This window comes from Sphaerochaeta associata (assembly GCF_022869165.1).
In the GTDB taxonomy this organism is placed as follows: Bacteria; Spirochaetota; Spirochaetia; order Sphaerochaetales; family Sphaerochaetaceae; genus Sphaerochaeta; species Sphaerochaeta associata.
This window is the reverse complement of the sequence record NZ_CP094929.1, coordinates 1,350,062-1,368,765: the sequence shown is the minus strand read 5'-3', so window position 1 is coordinate 1,368,765 and position 18,704 is coordinate 1,350,062. Positions and strand designations below refer to the sequence as shown.

Annotated in this window: 21 protein-coding genes and 1 pseudogene; 8 read left to right on the top strand and 14 right to left on the bottom strand. The window is 51.9% G+C overall.

Features of this window, described 5'->3' with window-relative positions:
- The first annotated feature begins 4 nt into the window (after window positions 1–4).
- Complete coding sequence (locus tag MUG09_RS06330) at window positions 5–994, top strand: bifunctional methionine sulfoxide reductase B/A protein (RefSeq protein WP_244774617.1); 990 nt, start codon at window positions 5–7, stop codon at window positions 992–994.
- On the opposite strand, the gene MUG09_RS06325 is transcribed toward MUG09_RS06330, so the two are convergent.
- Complete coding sequence (locus MUG09_RS06325) at window positions 991–1,755, bottom strand: hypothetical protein (RefSeq protein ID WP_244774616.1); 765 nt, start codon at window positions 1,753–1,755, stop codon at window positions 991–993. The genes MUG09_RS06330 and MUG09_RS06325 overlap by 4 nt on opposite strands.
- A 76-nt stretch (window positions 1,756–1,831) precedes the next feature.
- Here MUG09_RS06325 and MUG09_RS06320 point away from each other — a divergent pair, with 76 nt between their 5' ends.
- From MUG09_RS06320 to MUG09_RS06305, 4 genes are read left to right on the top strand one after another with little or no spacing between them, the layout of a single operon-like run.
- Window positions 1,832–2,533: an AzlC family ABC transporter permease gene (locus tag MUG09_RS06320; protein WP_244774615.1), complete on the top strand. Its 702-nt coding sequence runs from the start codon at window positions 1,832–1,834 to the stop codon at window positions 2,531–2,533.
- Window positions 2,530–2,841: an AzlD domain-containing protein gene (locus MUG09_RS06315; protein WP_244774614.1), complete on the top strand. Its 312-nt coding sequence runs from the start codon at window positions 2,530–2,532 to the stop codon at window positions 2,839–2,841. The genes MUG09_RS06320 and MUG09_RS06315 overlap by 4 nt, the downstream gene beginning before the upstream one ends.
- Window positions 2,842–2,876: 35 nt before the next feature.
- On the top strand, window positions 2,877–3,548 hold the full coding sequence (locus MUG09_RS06310; protein ID WP_244774613.1) for a TatD family hydrolase: 672 nt from the start codon (window positions 2,877–2,879) through the stop codon (window positions 3,546–3,548).
- Window positions 3,505–4,305 carry a tRNA threonylcarbamoyladenosine dehydratase gene (locus MUG09_RS06305; protein WP_244774609.1) on the top strand — a complete coding sequence of 267 codons (801 nt, stop codon included), beginning with the start codon at window positions 3,505–3,507 and terminating at the stop codon, window positions 4,303–4,305. The genes MUG09_RS06310 and MUG09_RS06305 overlap by 44 nt, the downstream gene beginning before the upstream one ends.
- A 23-nt stretch (window positions 4,306–4,328) precedes the next feature.
- Here the strand turns inward: MUG09_RS06305 and MUG09_RS06300 are convergent, their stop codons facing one another.
- The gene (locus MUG09_RS06300) at window positions 4,329–4,916 is read right to left on the bottom strand and encodes a carbohydrate-binding family 9-like protein (RefSeq protein WP_244774608.1); all 588 of its coding nucleotides are present in this window, start codon (window positions 4,914–4,916) and stop codon (window positions 4,329–4,331) included.
- A gap of 118 nt (window positions 4,917–5,034) precedes the next feature.
- Here MUG09_RS06300 and MUG09_RS06295 point away from each other — a divergent pair, with 118 nt between their 5' ends.
- The gene (locus tag MUG09_RS06295; protein WP_244774606.1) at window positions 5,035–6,024 is read left to right on the top strand and encodes a hypothetical protein; all 990 of its coding nucleotides are present in this window, start codon (window positions 5,035–5,037) and stop codon (window positions 6,022–6,024) included.
- Here the strand turns inward: MUG09_RS06295 and MUG09_RS06290 are convergent.
- From MUG09_RS06290 to MUG09_RS06265, 6 genes and pseudogenes are all read right to left on the bottom strand, one after another.
- Window positions 6,017–6,436, bottom strand: coding sequence for a YbgC/FadM family acyl-CoA thioesterase (locus tag MUG09_RS06290; protein WP_244774604.1), 420 nt, complete (start codon window positions 6,434–6,436; stop codon window positions 6,017–6,019). The genes MUG09_RS06295 and MUG09_RS06290 overlap by 8 nt on opposite strands.
- Window positions 6,433–7,698: a diaminopimelate decarboxylase gene (locus tag MUG09_RS06285; RefSeq protein ID WP_244774601.1), complete on the bottom strand. Its 1,266-nt coding sequence runs from the start codon at window positions 7,696–7,698 to the stop codon at window positions 6,433–6,435. The genes MUG09_RS06290 and MUG09_RS06285 overlap by 4 nt, the downstream gene beginning before the upstream one ends.
- A gap of 68 nt (window positions 7,699–7,766) precedes the next feature.
- Window positions 7,767–8,924: pseudogene (locus MUG09_RS06280) on the bottom strand (LL-diaminopimelate aminotransferase); the annotation flags it as partial.
- A gap of 5 nt (window positions 8,925–8,929) precedes the next feature.
- A complete protein-coding gene (gene dapA, locus MUG09_RS06275; protein ID WP_244774597.1) occupies window positions 8,930–9,841 on the bottom strand; it encodes a 4-hydroxy-tetrahydrodipicolinate synthase in 912 nt (303 codons plus the stop codon).
- Window positions 9,838–10,611: a 4-hydroxy-tetrahydrodipicolinate reductase gene (gene dapB, locus MUG09_RS06270; RefSeq protein ID WP_244774595.1), complete on the bottom strand. Its 774-nt coding sequence runs from the start codon at window positions 10,609–10,611 to the stop codon at window positions 9,838–9,840. Before dapB (MUG09_RS06270) ends, dapA (MUG09_RS06275) begins: the two co-directional genes overlap by 4 nt.
- 408 nt (window positions 10,612–11,019) lie before the next feature.
- Window positions 11,020–11,769 carry an FCD domain-containing protein gene (locus MUG09_RS06265; RefSeq protein WP_244774592.1) on the bottom strand — a complete coding sequence of 250 codons (750 nt, stop codon included), beginning with the start codon at window positions 11,767–11,769 and terminating at the stop codon, window positions 11,020–11,022.
- A gap of 188 nt (window positions 11,770–11,957) precedes the next feature.
- Here MUG09_RS06265 and dapA (MUG09_RS06260) point away from each other — a divergent pair, with 188 nt between their 5' ends.
- Window positions 11,958–12,818 (top strand): 4-hydroxy-tetrahydrodipicolinate synthase, encoded by an 861-nt coding sequence (dapA, locus tag MUG09_RS06260; RefSeq protein WP_244774590.1) that lies wholly within the window; start codon window positions 11,958–11,960, stop codon window positions 12,816–12,818.
- Between the two features lie 182 nt (window positions 12,819–13,000).
- Window positions 13,001–14,224, top strand: coding sequence for a 4-hydroxy-tetrahydrodipicolinate reductase (gene dapB, locus MUG09_RS06255; RefSeq protein ID WP_342345922.1), 1,224 nt, complete (start codon window positions 13,001–13,003; stop codon window positions 14,222–14,224).
- On the opposite strand, the gene MUG09_RS06250 is transcribed toward dapB (MUG09_RS06255), so the two are convergent.
- From MUG09_RS06250 to MUG09_RS06225, 6 genes are read right to left on the bottom strand one after another with little or no spacing between them, the layout of a single operon-like run.
- Window positions 14,221–14,748 carry a 4Fe-4S dicluster domain-containing protein gene (locus MUG09_RS06250; RefSeq protein ID WP_244774586.1) on the bottom strand — a complete coding sequence of 176 codons (528 nt, stop codon included), beginning with the start codon at window positions 14,746–14,748 and terminating at the stop codon, window positions 14,221–14,223. The genes dapB (MUG09_RS06255) and MUG09_RS06250 overlap by 4 nt on opposite strands.
- Window positions 14,749–14,753: 5 nt before the next feature.
- Entirely contained in the window at window positions 14,754–15,845 is a 1,092-nt protein-coding gene (locus MUG09_RS06245) for an NAD(P)/FAD-dependent oxidoreductase (RefSeq protein WP_244774584.1), read from the bottom strand.
- Window positions 15,842–16,168: a (2Fe-2S)-binding protein gene (locus tag MUG09_RS06240; protein ID WP_244774581.1), complete on the bottom strand. Its 327-nt coding sequence runs from the start codon at window positions 16,166–16,168 to the stop codon at window positions 15,842–15,844. The genes MUG09_RS06245 and MUG09_RS06240 overlap by 4 nt, the downstream gene beginning before the upstream one ends.
- Window positions 16,152–16,445, bottom strand: coding sequence for a (2Fe-2S)-binding protein (locus MUG09_RS06235; RefSeq protein ID WP_244774579.1), 294 nt, complete (start codon window positions 16,443–16,445; stop codon window positions 16,152–16,154). The genes MUG09_RS06240 and MUG09_RS06235 overlap by 17 nt, the downstream gene beginning before the upstream one ends.
- A 12-nt stretch (window positions 16,446–16,457) precedes the next feature.
- On the bottom strand, window positions 16,458–17,633 hold the full coding sequence (locus MUG09_RS06230) for an NAD(P)/FAD-dependent oxidoreductase (protein WP_244774577.1): 1,176 nt from the start codon (window positions 17,631–17,633) through the stop codon (window positions 16,458–16,460).
- 34 nt (window positions 17,634–17,667) lie between these two features.
- Window positions 17,668–18,684, bottom strand: coding sequence for an aspartate-semialdehyde dehydrogenase (locus tag MUG09_RS06225; RefSeq protein ID WP_244774575.1), 1,017 nt, complete (start codon window positions 18,682–18,684; stop codon window positions 17,668–17,670).
- Window positions 18,685–18,704: the final 20 nt, after the last annotated feature.

The following is an 18,704-nucleotide window of genomic DNA, read 5'->3' as shown; positions in this document are numbered from 1 at the left end:
GCTTATGAGTCGCTACCTTGTACTGCTGATCATCATACTCATTCTAGCCGTCATCATCGTTATCATCAGACCAAAAGCCCAAGCACAACCGCTTATAGAGGAAACCATGGCAACAACCCAACAACGCTTTACTTTTCAACCACTGGACCAGAGCCTTAGGAATACACTCAATGCCCAGGAGTCCCAGGTCATAATCAACAAGGGAACCGAACGAGCTTTCACCGGCGCCTATACCGATACCGAGGAAGAGGGAACCTACTACTGCAGGTGGTGCAACTCGCCGTTGTACAGCTCACAGAGCAAGTTCCACTCGGGTTGCGGTTGGCCGTCCTTCGATGATGAAATCCCCAATGCCGTCCTGCGTTATCCCGACGCCGACGGAAGCAGGACTGAAATTGTCTGTGCAACCTGCCAAGGTCACCTGGGTCATGTGTTTACCGGCGAACGATTCACCGAGAAGAATACCCGTCACTGCGTCAATTCCATCTCCCTGGTTTTCCGTCAGGAAACACCCGTTGCCGAGGCGGTTTTCGCGGGAGGTTGTTTCTGGGGGGTTGAACACCTCTTTGAACAGAAGAAGGGAGTGTACTCTGCAGTGAGCGGGTATACCGGGGGAACGTTGGCCGATCCCACCTATCAGGATGTGCTGACTCATACGAGCGGACACCTGGAAGCAGTGAAGGTGTACTACAATCCACTGGAAGTAAGTTATGAAGATCTGGCAAAGTTCTTTTTCGAAATCCATGACCCGACGCAGACCGACGGGCAGGGCCCGGATATCGGCAACCAGTACCTCTCAGCGGTTTTCTATCGCAGCAGAAGCGAGTTCGATACCGCAGTCCGCCTGATCGAGATTCTCGAAGCAAAAGGATTGAAGATTGCAACCACGCTCAGGGGGGCGGCAATCTTCTACCCTGCCGAGGAGTATCATCAGGATTACTACGTACGCAAGGGTTCACAACCGTATTGCCATGCGTGGGTCAAACGGTTCTAGTCGGTCAACACATCAGCACTGATCACACAGCTGGCAACCACATAGGAGCCTTTCTGAAGGGGTTTGGCCAGCTGCTTGGCCGAGTAAACCAGGTCCAGATGCCCCATCTCCGTTGCAATGGTCGCCACCATGCACTGCGTATCACGAAAACCATGTACTCGCTGCTGAACCGCCAGAACCGGACCGCAGAGCAGAACCATCTGCTCCTGTTTGGCGAACTTCTGGCGGTCCTCATCACTGAGGCTTTCATCACGCGCCATGATGTAATTGAACGGCAGAAGCTTCTTGTCCTCCAACCTTCCCTTCTCATCGGTCACATCCTCATACGCCTGACGGCTGTCAAAGGCATCAAGGGCTTGAGGGAATGCACAGACCTGCAGATTGAGAATGGAATCCTCATCAATATGGTCCAAGGTTGCTGCATGAACAAGCGTTGCAATAAATGCACTTCGCTCCGAGGGGTTGGTCATGAGCAGGGTAATCGAGAGGGCTTCTGTCTCTCCGATGCGTACCAAGGGTTTGGCCGACCATAGACAACGACCGCTCATATGCATATCCAGGCCGGCGATCTCCATATCTGCACCCTTGGCAAGCACGCGGTACACCAGGGTAAGCCCGCTATCGAGCACCTTGGTGGCATAAAACCCATAGCTGGTGGGAATTCGTACAGCATCCTCGAACCAAGCGAGCATTTGTTTCTGGTCGAGAGACCCGTCTTTAAGCAAAATCTCCAAGCCGGTATTTGCAAGATAAACAGCCATAGGCACCTCCGAAAGTAAGGTATGATAGCACACCCAAGGCTTGCAAGAAAGGGTGTAAAAGAATACTCTGACGCTCATGCAACCAGAACTTACCTTCAAACAAGGCTGCCAAGAGGGCTTTCCCATCTTTGTTGGATACTTCCCGACCGCAATGGCTTTCGGGTTGGTGTGCAGGGATCTGGGACTGAGAATCTGGGAGGCTGTGCTCTTCTCACTCACCAATTTTGCCGGAAGCGGCCAGTTTCTTGCAGCAAATCTCATGGGAAAAGGGGCCATACTCGCCGAAATCTTCATCAGCGTCCTCTTGGTCAACCTTCGGTACTCCTTCATGGGCGCTGAACTTTCACGCAACCTGGAAAAGGGAATCGGAGGCTGGCAGCGGCCGCTGCTCGCCCATGGTACCACTGACGAGGTTTTCAGTGTTGCGGTACTCCATAACCAACCCATAACAAAACACTATCTGGCAGGTCTGGAGCTGACAGCCTATGCAGGCTGGGTAAGTGGAACCGCCGCAGGGTTTTTGGTCGGCATGGTTCTCCCCACGGCTTTGCAGCTGGCTGTCGGCGTCACCCTGTATGCCATGTTCAGCTCCCTTCTTGCCCAGGAGTTCCGCCAGAAAGGCTCCAAAGTACTTTTGATTGCTGCAATATCGGCTGTTCTCAACAGCATCCTCATTGTATTCTTCGACCTTGGCGTCGGTTGGGCATTCGTCATCTCCATGCTTGCCGCCAGTTTCATCGGTGCGGCGATCACCGAAGAAGTCCAGGAGTACGTATGACTGAAAGCCATCCATTCCTCGTTCCCATCCTGCTCAGCGCCGCAGCCACTTTTCTGGTACGCGCCCTGCCCTATTACGCAACGTTTCTCGACCGTCTGCCGAAGTTTCTCTCCAAGAGCCTCAGGCTGCTGCCGATAGCAGCCCTCGGTCCCCTCATTTTCCCCTCAGTCATCCTCGACTACAACGAAAGCTGGTACGCAGGATTGCTCGGCATCGCCGCCGCATCAATATTCGCTTACAAGAGGCGGGGGATGGTGATTCCCATCCTGCTCTCCATCGGGGTGACGTATCTGGCTCTTCTGGTCTAGCTTGACCTCCTGCTTCCCCAGCCGTACGATAAGACATGTTTGACGCCCACCGACACCTTTCCAACGAGCAAGCAACAAAGAATGCACTCTATGCCACCAGCAAGCCTTCCGAATGGCCGAGGTTGCAGCACAGGGGGCTCTTGGCGCTCGGTGGCATTGGAGTCCTGCCTTCAGAACTTCCTTTTGATGCCACTGTACTCTATGACCATCTGGTGGCGAATCCCGGATTTTTAATTGCAGAGGTCGGCTTGGACCGTCGCTCTCCCGACAGGGAGGGCCAGCTGGCTTTCCTTGCAGAAATACTGCACATCGGCTTCGAGCTGGGGCGAAGCATCAGCCTGCACTGTGTACGGGAGGACGGCTTGCTTCTCTCGCTGCTCAGGGCCCAGCGTAGAAGACTTCCGCCGCTTTTGTGGCACGGCTGTACGGCAAGCATCGAAACGATCAAGGAAGCGGTAGGCTACGGCGTCATCCCCTCCTATGGTCCGAATATCTACAACAGTCGTCTTGTTGGGCACATGCAGCACATCAAAACGCTGCCCTTCGCTTTGGAATCCGACTTTACTGGCGATGAAGGAGATTATGAGCGGATGTTTACCGAGCACATACAAGCCTTTTGCAGCCTCAGCGGCTGCAGTGAAGAACAACTGGAGAAACACAACGATGAAATCAGAGCAATTCTTACGCATAACCAGACTTCTCGGTGAAAATGTCGTCCACTCCTTGCATGAGAAACATGTCGTACTGGTGGGACTGGGGGCTGTGGGAGGCATGTGCCTCGAGTCCTTGGTACGCAGCGGCATCGGTACTATTCGAATCGTCGATTTCGACACCGTAGGCATCACCAACCTCAATCGACAGATTCTTGCAACCTACGATAGTCTGGGCAGGTTGAAGACCGAGGTGGCCGCAGAGCGGGTGAAGGCGATCAACCCCGACTGCAAATTGGAGGCTCTTCCCCTCTTCGTGCAACAAGAGACGCTCGGCCAAATCCTGGAAGGCGACATAGACCTCGTCATCGATGCCATCGACTCGTTGAATCCCAAATGCTCCTTGCTGCAGGAGGCATACAATCGCAACATACCGGTGATCAGCAGCATGGGGGCGGCCCTCAGACGTGACCCGTTTTTAGTAAGAAAAGCCGACCTGATGGATACCTATGGCTGCCCGTTGGCACGAGCTGTGCGGACAAACCTCAGAAAAAGAGGTGTTGGAAGGGGAATCGATGTCATCTACAGCCCAGAGTTGGTCCAATTCACCTACAGAAAGCCTGAGGAAGAAGAACACGCTGACTTCAATGAGCAAATCATCGACAGGGGAAGAAAGCGCAACGTACTGGGAAGCCTTCCCACCGTCACCGCCGTCTTCGGCCAGCAATTGGCGCACTTGGCCCTCAGCAAACTCCTGGATGGCACGTTGCTCTCAGGAGAAGAGGCATTCAACCCTAATTCGAACAAGCCCTGAGGCCATTGCGCAACTCCTGGTTTTCAGGCAAACCGTATAGGACAGAAAAACGACGGAGCATGGAAATCCGGCTTCAGCGTACCAATTTCTGAAACAGCAAGAAAGTGAGGCTTGGCAAGCTTATCGCCGCAGCAATAGAAATTCCCCTTCAGCTGCACCGCCTTGATGTCCTCGCCTTCTTCCACCAGGCCCAAGGAAACCAGAGGAAGGCTCACATCAAGGGTCCAACGGCTCTGTTTGTTGGAATTTTCCAAAATCTCGACCGAGTGTTCGATTGCATTGATGAATTCAAGCGGGAACAACGTACGGTTCGCCCGTCCTTCCCCCCTGCCGACCAAAATGCTGGTACTGGCGCTGCACTCGACATTCACATACTCTGCCCGGCCTTCCCGCTGCAAGAAAACCTCAACACAGCTGTCTTCCCAGACCCTGCCGTTGTGCTCGGTCACCATGCGTCTGAGCTGGGGCTCCCTGACCTGATAGCGCAACCTCAACATTTTGTTTTCCCACATCATGCGCACAGAGGCCTGCACACCCTCATACTCACCCCAAAGCGGAATCAGGCTGACCGGAAGCGTTTGTTCAAGTGGACGGCTGTAGATGGTAATCATGATTTCATACTCCCTGTGCTGTAGTATAGACGAGAGTACAAGTCAAGCCTAGGGGGATTGTGAAGCAAACCATCAGGCTTTGCTCCTTGGTTAGCATCACAAATTGAGGAGATATCGCATGAAACATCGAACATTGCCCCTGCTTGGACTGATACTGTTGCTCGCCTTGGTCATTGGGTGTGAGAACAGCGGCGAGGCTACAAGCACCACCTTACGACTGAACCTTGCCTCAGAGAGGTTTCGGACATCACGCAGCCTGCTGCCGACTGCAGAAGAGCTGACCATTGCATCGGTGAGAATCACGGGAACAGGACCGAAAGGCCAGACCATCGACGTGCAATCTACAGATCAGGTTGTTGAAATCGGGAACCTGACCATCGGCACCTGGACGCTGCATGCAGTGGGATCCAACAGTTCAGGAGTCGCACTGGTCAGCGGAAATCTGACAACCCTGCTCTCTTCGGTTACCAATGAAGCAACATTGCAGCTTACCGAGCTTGTCGGTGAAGGCAGCTTGAGCATCCAATTCTCCTGGGATCCCGATCAGGTGGCCTCCGACGTTCGTCTTGAAGCCCAGCTCTTCGACCAAAATGGAACAACCGTTGCCCTGAATGTTGGAGCATTGAACACAACCGAGGGGACAGTCACCCTGGCAAAGACACTTCCCGCCGGCTCCTACTTCCTTAAAGTACAGCTCTACAGCCAGAATGTCCTGGTCAGTGGAGCCACCCATGCCTTGAGAATCCTGGACGGGGTGACCAGCAGTGGAAGCACAGAACTTGTCATCGGCGACCTCAGTACCGCCTACACCATCATGGTTGTGAACAACACCATGCTTCCCATCGAAGGCATCATCACTGCAAGTCCGGCCGAGGCGAAGGCAGGCGATGAGGTTACGCTCAGCTATACGCCGAACAACCTCCCCGAAGGAGTCAACGTCGACAGCCTGCAGATTGATTGGTATTGCGAAGGTATCCTGGTCCAAGAGGCAAATGCCGACTTCACCAGCTTCCCGCTCGCCGGGGTGCATCGCTATGATGTCATCGTCAACCACGAACGATTGGGAAGCCTCGGCTCCTCAACCATTCTCCTTGACATGCCTAGGTAGCGGATGTGAAGGCGGGGACAAACCATGCAGGAAGCGGCATCGGACGGTGCGTCTGCATATTGATGGAAGCCACCTTGACCAGAAGAACGCACAGGCTCAGCCCGTCGCGAAGGACAGTCTGGCGGAAGACGATGGAAAAGCGTTTTGCGCTTTCGAGGGTGGTCTGTACTTCCAAGAGGTCGTCAAGACGGGCCGGGCTTTGGTAGTCCACCGATATCGATTTGACGACAAAGACCAGCCCCTCCGACTCCAAGAGACTGGTATGGGAACCGCTGACATTCTGTTTGCCCCCTAGTTCCCGCAGCATCTCAGTGCGTGCATGCTCTGCAAAATCAAGGTACCGGCCGTGGTAGACAATGCCACCACAGTCGGTATCGCTGTAATACACCCGAATCGGAAAACGGTGTATCAAATCACCACCTCCGCGCCATCAAAACGAAGGGTGGAAAAATAATCATCGCAGGTCTGTGCTTTGCGGATCATAACCACCGAGCCGTCACGTTTAAGCATATACTCGGCACAGCGAAGTTTCCCGTTATAATTGAACCCCATGCTGTGACCGTGGGCCCCTGCATCGTGGATGACGACCACATCACCTTTTTTGACTTCGGGAAGCTTGCGGTCGATGGCAAACTTGTCGTTGTTCTCACACAGTGAACCGGTCACATCGTAGGTATGGTCGCAAGGCATCTTGTCCTTTCCCACCACGGTGATATGATGGTAGGACCCGTACAGGGCCGGACGCATGAGATTGGCCATCGAAGCATCGAGACCCACATAGTCCTTATACTTCTTCGTCACATGCAGGACTTTGCTGACCAGGTATCCATACGGACCGGTCATCACCCGTCCGCACTCAAACACAATCTGAAGAGGATCGAGGCCGGCGGGAACAATCATGCCCTGGTAAAGTTCCTGCATTTCCGAGCTTACCTTCGCCAAGTCCATCACCTCTTGGTCTGGGCGGTAGGGTATGCCGATGCCCCCGCCCATATCGATGAACTCGATGCGAACCCCCGCCTCCTTTTGGATGCGGATTGCAAGGGCAAAGAGCATGCGCGCTGTTTCAACAATGTAGGTCCCGTCCAATTCGTTGGAAGCGACCATGGTGTGCAGGCCGAAGTGCTTGACTCCCTTCTCCTTCATAATCTTATAACAATCGACGATCTGGGAGGTGGTCACCCCGTACTTTGCCTCAACAGGGTTGCCGATAATGGCATTGCCTGTCCTGTCCGGCCCTGGATTGTATCTGAAGCAGATGGTATCGGGCAGTGTTCCCGCCGCCTGCTCGAGTGCCTCGATGTGCGTAATATCATCCAAATTGATGATCGCCCCCGCTTCATAAGCGGCCTTGAACTCTTCGGGCGGGGTGTCGTTGCTGGTGAACATGATCTTTTTCCCGGTTATCCCGCTTGCCTTGCTGAGCAACAGCTCAGGCAACGACGAGCAATCTGCACCAAAGCCTTCTTGAGCGAGGAGCTTGAGGATTGCAGGGTTCGGACAGGCCTTCACTGCATAGTAGTTGCAAAAGCCCGGCGCCCAGGCAAACAGTTTCCTAAATCTTCGTGCGTGCTCGATGATGGCCGTCTCATCATACAAATAGAAGGGGGTTTCCATATGGGAGGCCAACTCGAGCATCTGACCATGGCCGATAGGCAGTTTCTTCTCACTCATATCTTCAAATTCTCCTCAATCATTTGCATTGCCTGTACGACCTGTTCGCGATGGCCGTATGAAGAAACCCGGACATAAGACCTCCCGGCAGGACCGAAGCCGCTTCCCGGTGTCACCACAACATGGCAGGTATCGAGCAACAGGTCGAAGAAATCCCAGCTCTCCATACCCTTGGGAGTCTTCGCCCAGATATAGGGGCTGTTTACTCCACCATAGACCGTCAAGCCCACCTTTGAAAGCCCTTCACGGATAATCCTGGCGTTCTCCAGGTAGTAGGCTACCAGTGCCCTGCTCTGCTCATACCCTTCACCCGACAATGCTGCATACCCGCCTTTTTGGGCAATATTGCTTGCACCATTGAAGAAGGTGCACTGTCGGCGGTTCCACATGGCGTTCAGCACTGCAGGAGGGGCATCCTCGCAGCAAAGGGCTTTCGGCACAATGGTCCAACCAAGCCGTACGCCGGTAAAACCGGAGAACTTGGAGAAACTGTTGATCTCGATGGCACACTCCTTCGCTCCTTCCACTTCATAGATGGAACGAGGGTATCCGGCTTCGGTGATGTATTCACTGTAGGCACTATCAAAAATGATAACGCTCTTATGTTCCCTGGCATAGTCGACAAATGCTTTCAGCTGGTCATAGGTCGCCACAGCACCGGTGGGATTATTCGGGCTGCACAGGTAGATCAAATCGACCTTCTGCTTCGGTGGCTCTGGGATGAATCCATTCTCCTCGGTGCTGGCAAGGTAGACAAAGCCGTCGTAACACCCCTTCTCCTTGTTGAAGCGTCCTGTACGGCCACCGACGACATTGCTGTCCACATAAACCGGGTAGGCAGGATCCTGGATGGCAACGATGTTGTTCTCCCCAAAGATGTCCTGAATATTGGCTGCATCACTTTTAGCTCCATCGCTCACGAAGAACTCGGTGCTCTCAAGTTCCACCCCGTACCGCTTGTAGTAGGCGACCAAGGCTTCGCGCAGGTAGGTATCCCCTTGCTCATCGCCGTAGCCGGTATAGGTGCTGCGGTCGGAGAGGGAATCAACCTTCTCCTTCATTGCACTGCAGACTGCCTCTGGAAGGGCCTCGGTGGTATTGCCGATGCCCAGACGCAGTACAGGCACTCCAGGATGGGCTTTTTGCCAGATACTCGTTCGGCGGGCGATCTCGGGAAAGAGGTACCCGCTTGCAAGCTTTTGGTAATTGGTATTTATCGTTGCCATGAATGCTATCTCCTTGTAATCGCCCCGATCTCTTCCAATGCATCAAGCTCTGCATAGAGACGGGCTCTGTTTTTTTCATTCTCAAAGCTGCACATCGGGAGCCTGAACGACTCCTCGCACCATCCGTACCGGGCCATGGCTGTCTTGATCGGGATGGGATTGGTTTCCAGAAAACACGCTTTAAAGAATCCTGCCAACTTTGCTTCCATCGCCCTGGCTGCTTCAAACTTGCCTTCCAAGGCAAGGTGGATCATCTTGGTGATGTATGCGGGGCATATGTTCGAACCAACACTGATTACGCCATCGCCACCACTTTCAATCAAGGGCAGGGAGAGGTTGTCATCTCCGCTGAGCACATGGAACTTTCCATGGGTGGCTTCGATCACCGCCCGCATCTGTTCGAGGCTGCCGCTGGCTTCCTTCACTCCCACGATGTTTGAACAGGCATCACTGAGGGCCTTGACGGTCTCAGTCTCGATGTTCACTCCCGTTCTCCCCTTGATGTTGTAGAGGATGCAAGGGATGTCGACACTCTCGGCAATCGCCTTGAAATGGAGGTACAAACCCTTCTGCGTGGGTTTATTGTAGTAGGGATTCACAAGCAGCACGGCATCGACGCCTGCCTGCTGGGCATGGCGTGACAACCTGATCGCTTCACTGGTGGCATTGGACCCGGTGCCGGCAATAACGGGAACCCTTCCATTGGCGTACTTGACCGTAAGGGCGATGGTTCGGTCGTGCTCATCATGACTGAGCGTCGGGCTCTCACCGGTTGTTCCACAAGGAACCAAACCGTCGACACCGCTTTGAATCTGTGCTTCGATGATCTGCTCGAGGCGCTCTTCATCCAAATTGTCCTTTCTGGTGAACGGGGTGATCAACGCAGTATGAACCCCTTTGAAACTTAACTCTCTCATACGTTTTTCTCCATTGACAGAAATACATCGCCAAGCATGTCATCGATTGAAAAGAAGCCGTGCTTTTTGGTGGTGATCCATGCTGCGGCTTTCAGTGCTCCCGATACAAACCCATCCCTGTTTCGGGCGGTATGGATCAGCTCGATTGTATCGACAGGACTATCAAAAAGAACCGAATGCACACCGGGACTATACCCGCCGCGCACCGATGATACATGTATTTCACGTTGTTCCCGCTTGCGGTCCAGGCGTGCAGTCTCAAGCTTTTCCTTCCCTGCAAGCTCTTCTGTCAGAATATTTCCCAGCATCACAGCGGTACCTGAAGGACTATCGGCTTTTGCCGCATGAAACCATTCCCGGACCAACGGATCGTACTCGGAAAAGCCATTCATCAGGCTTGCAGCCTTGCGAACGATGGCGAAAAAAAGTTGCACGCCGATCGAGAAGTTTCCAGACCAGATGATTGCGCATCCAGGATGGGAACCAAGCGGCTTGAGGGCATCCAGCTTATCGTACCATCCGGTGGTTGCAATGACTGCAGGCGTCGAGGTATCGCAGTACAACTGCATCCGTTCTTCAATTCCGTCTGCGACGGAGAACTCGATTGCTACATCCACACCAGCGAGAGCTTGTGCAGTCAGCGTACGATGGGTCACCTTCGGATCGGCAACATGGGGATCGATTATGGAAACAACCTCATGCCCGCCGGTAATTGCCGCCTCATGCAATTGCCTACCCATTTTTCCAAATCCTACTATTGCAATGTGCATTCAGTTCTCCTATGTTTGAATTGTTTTGGAGTGTATCATTCTCATAACATTTTGTCTATAATCACAACAAAATGTTTCTAATACAACTACTCTGAACTAAAATTCATCATTCACTCGCTTCCATACCAAGAGAAAACCATGATTTGACGGAGGGAAAGACCAAGAAGCACGAATACCAAATGATAAAACTCTATAGGTGATCATGCCGCCGAGGCGGCAGGCATGGAAAATCCGATAAGCATAGAGTGTCAGGCGGACAACCGAGGGAGAGGCTGTCGAAATCCCAACCGATCAGCAGCAGGTCATGCCTTGACAATCCGCCTTCCCGTCGATCGGGACAAGAAGGCGTTCAACCAGCGTATAGGCAAAGGCTGTTACCGCAGAAACCGTTATGCAGATATGCAGGAATCACACTCCATCACCATCTTTGCGCTTGCGCATATATTCGTTCCAATACTGATTGACGTCGCGCGTCAGTTTTTGAAGATGGTCCATCATACTCTCTTCAGCCTGATCGGGGTTATGCTTCTCGATGGCTTCTAAAATGCTGAGATGATACGTCCGGTAGTTGTCCCCTACTCGATGCCTGAGTTGCTCAAACAATTCCGACTGTTGGCCCATGGTGGACAGCATCATATACAGGGATACGAGCGCCTTGTTTTTCGATGCCTTGGCAATGCAACTGTGAAACGCAATATCATCCTTTGCTATACTCTGCCTGTCGGATGAATGCATCTGCTGATTTGCATAACAGCGTTTGAGTTCCGCCAATTCCTCATCGGTAATACGTTCTGCGGCGAGGCGCGCCGTCTGACGTTCGATGGCGGATCGCGCTTCAAGAACCATGATGAAATTTTCCAGCACATGGCTGCTCAAGAGAGATTCCAAGCTGTTCTTGTAATAATCGAGTTCGAGCGTAGTGTTCGCATCTTCGATGATTTTCTTTCCCAACGGTGTGATTAAACGCCCTTTGAATCCGATTTTTTCGACATATCCGAGTGTTTCCAACTCGTTGAGCTCCCGTCCAACCGTTGCACTGCTTACTTCGATGCCGTTCTTCTTGAAGTTATTGACAATATACCATGATCCAACCGGTTCCTTCGAATTTCCGATAAGTTCCAGAATTGGCTTTTTCCATTTATCCTTTGCAATTTCCACTGTTGTACCTCCCTTACAGTCTAACCAATCTACAGCATTCTCGCAAGGCTTGATTCCAATCCCGATCGGTTGCTTCCCTCCCTGCTAAGTTCTTCCAGCGGTTTTACTTGACTGCAGCAATTCGGCGGTTTAAACTACTACCACTCACAGTATGAGTAGCGAGAATGACAAAATCAAGGAGAATCGCCATGTTGCATGGAGTTTTTACTGCGCTTGTTACCCCATTTTCCAAAAATGGGGATCTTGACATCGGTGCGCTCAAGGCAATCGTTCAAAAACAATTGGAATCAGGTATCGATGGCTTGGTACCCATAGGTACAACCGCAGAGAGTCCGACCCTCGATGACAAAGAGAAAGAGTTGATCATCAAGACCGTTGCGCTCCTTGCTAAAGGAAAGGTTCCCATCATCGCCGGAAGTGGCTCCAACTGCACGAAATCGGCAATAGAAGCAACTAAAAAAGCAAAGGATGCCGGTGCCGATTATACCCTGCAGGTAGCCCCATATTACAACAAGCCCTCCGAGGAAGGCCTGTATCGACATTTTATCGAAGTTGCCGAACATGGCGGCCTGCCTGTGGTCCTCTACAACATTCCGGGTCGCAGTGCGATCAACATGTCGGTGGATCTTGTACTGAAGCTGGCAAAGCATCCTCTTATCGTTGCTGATAAGGAAGCGTGTGGAAGTATGGGCCAAATACAGGACCTGCTTCATAAAAGACCCGCTGATTTTGCAGTGTTATCCGGGGACGATGCACTTACTCTGCCGATGATGGTATGCGGTGCACAAGGCATCATCTCGGTGGCCAGCAACATGTTTCCTGCCGAAATGGTGAAAATGACACACGCTGCCGCCGCTGGTGATTACAAGACAGCTCTGGAAATGTACAACTGGATTTATCCGTTCTTTGTAAATCAATTCATCGAAACCAACCCGGTTCCTGTAAAGACCTACATGGCTTCCAAGGGAATGCTTGAAGAGGTATTCAGACTTCCGTTGGTACCGCTTAAGGCAGTAAACAAGGAAAAGCTTCTGGCCACATTCAAGTAGCGGTTCATGGCAGCAGGCCTTGGAAAAGAGACCCGCGAATCCAATGAGAACATGTCCCCCGACTTTATTTGTCAGGGGGCATTCATTACACCAACCATTCATAAACTAATGCAAAATATTTTTATGTTATTATTGATTCATTATTGTTTTTAGAATAACATACATACAAATTTACTAACAGGATGTTTTGTATGGTGAGAGTAATTCTATACGGTTGCAGTGGAAGAATGGGACAAGTCATTACATCGATGACAGAGCGGCTGGACAATCTATCCATCGTTGCGGGAATCGATGTATATCCAAGCGAGCGAGCCTATCCGGTATATCAGAGCCTGCTCGCCTGCCCCGTCGAAGCAGACGTACTACTTGACTTTTCTTCACCCAAATCGCTGCACGACTATCTCGATGTCGCCATCGAACGCAGACTTGCCGTTGTTGTCGCAACTACAGGACTTGCAACATTGGAATTGGATTTATTGGCAAAGGCAGCTGATACAATCCCTGTTTTCCGCAGCGGAAGCATGTCACTTGGAGTCAACCTTGTCCAGCAGCTGATCAAGCATGCAGCAAAGGTGCTGGGAGAACAATTCGATGTGGAAATCATCGAAAAACATCATAATCTGAAAAAGGATGCTCCCAGCGGAACCGCGTTGATGCTAGCAGATTCGGTCAATGAAGGCAGGACCAAGAAACTGAGATATGTATACGGCAGACAGGGAGGAGAGGCTCAGCGCAGCAGTGATGAGCTGGGCATCCATTCACTGCGCGGCGGAACAATCGTCGGAGAGCACGAAGTGTTCTTTGCAGGCAAGGACGAGGTAATCACCATCGCCCATCAAGCCTTTTCACGACAGGTATTTGCAACCGGTGCGGTGTTGGCGGCTTCCTACATCTTTGAACAAAAGCCCGGCATGTATACGATGCAGGATATGATTACCGCAAAAAGCGCAATTACGACACTTTTGGCACAACCGGATCAAGTACTTGTATCGATAGAGAATATCCCAAGGAACATGTCCATCGTCACCGACCTGTATGGGGCGTTGGCATCAAACGATGTATTCATCGACATGATCAGCCATACCGGGGCAACCAACGGACATATTGCAATTGCCTTTACGATTAATCGGAAGGATCTTATAAAGACCAGGGACGTAATCGCCACGTTGACGGAGACTCAGGGAGAGACCAAGGCAACAATTTCGGAGAATATCACCAAGCTGTCCGTGGAAGGCCCCGGCATGGAATTCCAGTCGGGTGTAGCGTACAAGGTATTCTCTTGTATGGCGAAAGCGGATATTTCAATTTTCGCTGTTACAACATCGGAGAACAAGATTGAGTATGCAATCTATTCCACCGACGTTGATAAGGCGATCAGGATCATCAAGGAAGAGTTTGCCATTTAGTCTCGGGCCAAACGCTGCATGTTCACCACCTGTTCGTATTGCTCGACCGGGTAGGTTGCATGGATGATTGCCGTTCTATTGAACTTCTTGATTGTTGCAACCTTGATCACAGTCCCCTTGCATACAACCCTGCCGTGGCGATCGACCATATCTATTACTTGGCCTGCCTCGGGCAGCGGCACATATTCGAACGGGAAAGCGATAAAGGACAAACCCTTCGCATACTCCTTCTGCTTGAGATAGATGGCCAAGCCAGGACATGCCGCAACGCACAAGCCGCAGCCGGTGCAGGTTTCAATATCGATCACCGGCAGGTTGGTGATCTCTGAACCTACGGTGATGGCATGAACGGGGCACGCCGTCTCGCATGGATTGCAGGGGATTGCCTCGATGCATTCGATGACTGCGACAGGATGCTTCATATGCTCGTCGGGAAGGATATATTCCTTTGTTGCGTGCAATTCGGCGAGGCTTGCCGCACCGGTAGTCTTGAGTCTCCCTTCTGTCTCATTGTGGTTGTCCATCTCGTTCATCCTTTGCTGGCAGCCATGATGGCTTCTTTCGCATCACGTCTTTTTTGTCCGAACATCCCTGATCGCAACGCCAACAAATTATGGTTGATCGCTTCAAATCGGGCTTTATACCGTGATTCCTCAAGATATCCAAGCGAATCAGCGGCTGATAATCCGGCCATGCGTCCTTCTTCCATTGCAGTACTGGCTTCTTCAACTCCTGAAACATCTCCTGCAATATAGATGGAGGGTATGCTCGTACACATCCTCTGGTCGTGCCATGGCACCAATCCCCCCAATACAGGACTATTCACTGAACGACAACCGGCTCCAAAGGCCAATTCCACTGCAGGAGTGAGACCTGCGGCAATGCAGATGGTATCGACATCCAATTCAAATTCAGTACCTGGAATCGGTTTCCAAGAAGCATCAAGCTGTACAATCACCGCTGATTCGACGTGATCGGTTCCCCTCGCCTCGAGTACGGTATGTCCAGTATAAAAAGGGACTCCCGCCCGCCTTACCTTGGCCGTATGGACGCCATAGCCGCCGAGCTGCGGGGCTGCCTCTACAACCGCCTTGACCTCCGCTCCCGCCTGAAGCAACTGATACGATACGATGACGCCGACATTTCCCGAGCCGATCATGAGAATTTTCTTCCCTGGAAGAACCCGGTGAAGGTTGATCATGGTCTGTGCCGCCCCGGCTCCCATAACGCCCGGAAGTGTCCAGCCGGGGAAGTTGACCACATTCTCATTGGCTCCGGTAGCCAGGATGATGCGCTTTGCATGAATGGTCATGGATTTGCTTTTATCCCGCACCACCCAGACCTTATCCTGATCGAATATTCCGCAGGCTTCAGTATTGAGCCAGACTTCAATATTCAGGTCCTCGGCCTTCTTCAGCAACAAGGTTCCGATATCGATCCCACGTACACCTGCACTATGTTCTCGTGAACCGAAAAACTTATGTATTTGCTTGAACAACTGCCCGCCTGGTTTTGCGTTTTCGTCAACCAACAGCACCTTTGCCCCGGCCTCGGCAGCCTCAATGGCCGCACACAATCCAGCCGGACCAGATCCGATAACAACTATATCACGTTCCATCATTTGCTATCGTTTCCTCCCCAATCGCCGAATCCCATCTGAGTCTCGATCACCATCCCGTCTTCGACTGCCGTTACACAGGTGCGGACATTAGGAATCCCGTTGACTGTCATGACGCAATCGGTACAACGCCCGATGCCGCAAAAGATGCTACGCGGTTCATGCCGCTTGACCGTCTTGCGGAAATAAGGCTTGCCTGTAGCCATGAGCGTTGCCGCTATCATCTCCCCTTTTCTCGCCTCGACAGGTTCTCCATCGACATATATGGTAACCTTCTCCTCCTCGGGGAGCGGACCAAGTATCGGATGCTCAAGAATTCTTTGCATCGTTAAACTCCTCATTCTCGACTGCCTGCATCTTTTGCGGTCGCACCGGCGATCGGTAGGATTTTGGCAGGACCTCATCAAGCGGTTTACCGGTACGCTGGGAAATGATTCTTGCAATGGTCTTGGTGCAGGTTCTCCCTTGGCAGAGGCCCATTCCTGCACGCGTTACTCGCTTGATATCCGTAACGGTTACAAAACCTTCGTCTATCGCCTGTTCAATCTCACGCAGGGTGACTTCCTCACAACGACAGATGAACATGTCCTTATCGTCGGTCATATTTGGTCCTCCTTAGGATTTTGCGAATCTGTTGGGCGACAACTCGTCCAATCGTTGGTCAACCGGATCGTGGCATACCATCGATGCCAAGAGTTTACCGGTAATCGGGGCGAGTGCGATACCATCGCCTTCATGCCCTGCTGCAGTAAAAAAGCCTTCGATGCCGGCATGCTCACCCAACAACATCCTACCGTCCGGCGTAGAAGGCCTCAAGCCTGCAATCGAGCGGATGAAGTTGACTTCCCGTAGCTTCGGCACAACCTTGAGCGTCTGATTGATGATCGCCCTGATTCCTGCAATTGTGGTACGCTTATCAAAGCCTACGAATTCACGGGTGCTGCCTATCAGATACGTATCACCACCAGAGCGGGTTAATGCCAGGGACAAGCCAAGGGACCGCTCGTCTTCATTCAAATCGACAACAACATCACTTCGTAATTTGGTCACCAGATATTTCGCACTCCAAATATTGGTATCGCCTATCGGCGGTACACGCTCGGTTATGACAATCTGACCACGTTTGGGCGTAATCGGCACATTGGCCGCAACCATCGCACCGATTTGTCCAGCCCACGTTCCAGCAGCATTAATAACCACTGGAGCCTGGAAGATAGTACCATCTACGGTACCTACCTGAAAATCACCTGTACCGATGCGATCGATCCCTACGACCCCGTTGCGCCTGAAGACTTTCATTCCGTAGGAGGTACCTTTACGTTCAAAGCCTCGCATAACCGCAAAAGGATCGACTTGGGAATCCATCCTGCTGTAGGTGGAAGCTATGATATGGTCGCTGAGAAAGGGTTGCTTCTTGAGCATCTCACGCTTATCGATCACCTCGACATCAAGACCGTAGGAGCGTTGCTGTGCAACGAATTCCTCCATGATCTCCAACTCCTGTTGGTTTTCAATCAGGACCATTCCTCCCAAGTTCGCAAATCCAAGATCACCACCCAATTCGGTAAGTAACGATTTATACAGCTCCAAACTCTCAAATGTCAGTTCAAGATTGATACCGGGTTTCTTGGACTGGAATAGTATCATGTCATCGCATGCACCGGATGCTCCATCGGCAAACCCGCCGGTATCGAGTACAAACACCCGCTTACCCCGCTTTGAGAGGTAAAACCCACAGGAAAGGCCGATTATGCCCCCACCGATAACCAATACGTCGGCAGAACGTGTCATGTACTTCATCTCCTTTATAGCGTCGACAGCACGATCAACGACCAATCAAATCCATCTCGACCAGTTTCTCGGCGATCTGTACAGTATTGAGCGCTGCTCCTTTAAGGAGATTATCAGAAACCACCCACATATTCAGACCATTCTCGATCGACGGGTCTCTTCTGAGTCTTCCAACAAAGACTTCGTAACGATCCTCTGCATCAAGGGCCAACGGATACGCCAGGTGTCCAGGATCGTCTACGAGCCGGACCCCCGGAGCATGCTTGTACAGCTCAAAAACCTTTTCAAGTTCGAATGGTTTTTCAAACTCAAGATTGATGGACTCGCTGTGGCCTCTGAAGACTGGAATCCTGACAGCAGTCGGACTGACGAGAATATTTGGATCGAGCATCTTGTGTGTTTCGTTGACCATCTTCATCTCTTCCTTGGTATATCCATTCTCCAAGAAGACATCAATTTGCGGTAATGCGTTGAATGCTATTGGATGCGGATACACCTGTGCGACAGCTTGCCTGCCGTCCAATACCGCTTGCGTCTGCTCACGCAATTCGCGAATCGCAGCAGCGCCGCTGCCCGAGACGGCCTGATAGGTCGAAACCACAACACGCTTGATGGTGAATGCATCATGCAACGGCTTCAGTGCGACCAACATCTGGATGGTCGAGCAGTTGGGGTTTGCTATCAGGCCCTTATGCGAGCGCAAGGCTTCGGGATTGACCTCGGGAATCACCAAGGGGACACCATCGGTCATGCGCCATTGACTCGAGTTGTCGATGACGACCGCCCCTTCCGAAACCGCTATCGGAGCCAGGATCTCACTCGCTTCAGCTCCAGCGGAGAACAAAGCGATGTCGACGTCAATGAACTTGCCCTTGCCCGATGTCTCGACCGTCCACATCTTGTCCCTGAACGAGACCTGCTTTCCCGCATTCTCTTCAATATCCAGCGGCTTGAGCGAAGATACGGCCAAAGAGGACCGTTCAAGGATTCTCACCATCTGCTGGCCTACCGCTCCCAATGCACCTACAACCGCAACTCGATATGATCTCATATATACCACCTTCCCTGCCG

Bases quoted from the DNA above. Each gene is read 5' to 3' on its own strand.
- MUG09_RS06330 (WP_244774617.1), top strand. From the start codon at position 5: ATGAGTCGCTACCTTGTACTGCTGATCATCATACTCATTCTAGCCGTC.
- MUG09_RS06325 (WP_244774616.1), bottom strand. From the start codon at position 1,755: ATGGCTGTTTATCTTGCAAATACCGGCTTGGAGATTTTGCTTAAAGAC.
- MUG09_RS06320 (WP_244774615.1), top strand. From the start codon at position 1,832: ATGCAACCAGAACTTACCTTCAAACAAGGCTGCCAAGAGGGCTTTCCC.
- MUG09_RS06315 (WP_244774614.1), top strand. From the start codon at position 2,530: ATGACTGAAAGCCATCCATTCCTCGTTCCCATCCTGCTCAGCGCCGCA.
- MUG09_RS06310 (WP_244774613.1), top strand. From the start codon at position 2,877: ATGTTTGACGCCCACCGACACCTTTCCAACGAGCAAGCAACAAAGAAT.
- MUG09_RS06305 (WP_244774609.1), top strand. From the start codon at position 3,505: ATGAAATCAGAGCAATTCTTACGCATAACCAGACTTCTCGGTGAAAAT.
- MUG09_RS06300 (WP_244774608.1), bottom strand. From the start codon at position 4,916: ATGATTACCATCTACAGCCGTCCACTTGAACAAACGCTTCCGGTCAGC.
- MUG09_RS06295 (WP_244774606.1), top strand. From the start codon at position 5,035: ATGAAACATCGAACATTGCCCCTGCTTGGACTGATACTGTTGCTCGCC.
- MUG09_RS06285 (WP_244774601.1), bottom strand. From the start codon at position 7,698: ATGAGTGAGAAGAAACTGCCTATCGGCCATGGTCAGATGCTCGAGTTG.
- dapA (WP_244774597.1), bottom strand. From the start codon at position 9,841: ATGAGAGAGTTAAGTTTCAAAGGGGTTCATACTGCGTTGATCACCCCG.
- dapB (WP_244774595.1), bottom strand. From the start codon at position 10,611: ATGCACATTGCAATAGTAGGATTTGGAAAAATGGGTAGGCAATTGCAT.
- dapA (WP_244774590.1), top strand. From the start codon at position 11,958: ATGTTGCATGGAGTTTTTACTGCGCTTGTTACCCCATTTTCCAAAAAT.
- dapB (WP_342345922.1), top strand. From the start codon at position 13,001: ATGTTTTGTATGGTGAGAGTAATTCTATACGGTTGCAGTGGAAGAATG.
- MUG09_RS06250 (WP_244774586.1), bottom strand. From the start codon at position 14,748: ATGGACAACCACAATGAGACAGAAGGGAGACTCAAGACTACCGGTGCG.
- MUG09_RS06245 (WP_244774584.1), bottom strand. From the start codon at position 15,845: ATGATGGAACGTGATATAGTTGTTATCGGATCTGGTCCGGCTGGATTG.
- MUG09_RS06240 (WP_244774581.1), bottom strand. From the start codon at position 16,168: ATGCAAAGAATTCTTGAGCATCCGATACTTGGTCCGCTCCCCGAGGAG.
- MUG09_RS06235 (WP_244774579.1), bottom strand. From the start codon at position 16,445: ATGACCGACGATAAGGACATGTTCATCTGTCGTTGTGAGGAAGTCACC.
- MUG09_RS06230 (WP_244774577.1), bottom strand. From the start codon at position 17,633: ATGACACGTTCTGCCGACGTATTGGTTATCGGTGGGGGCATAATCGGC.
- MUG09_RS06225 (WP_244774575.1), bottom strand. From the start codon at position 18,684: ATGAGATCATATCGAGTTGCGGTTGTAGGTGCATTGGGAGCGGTAGGC.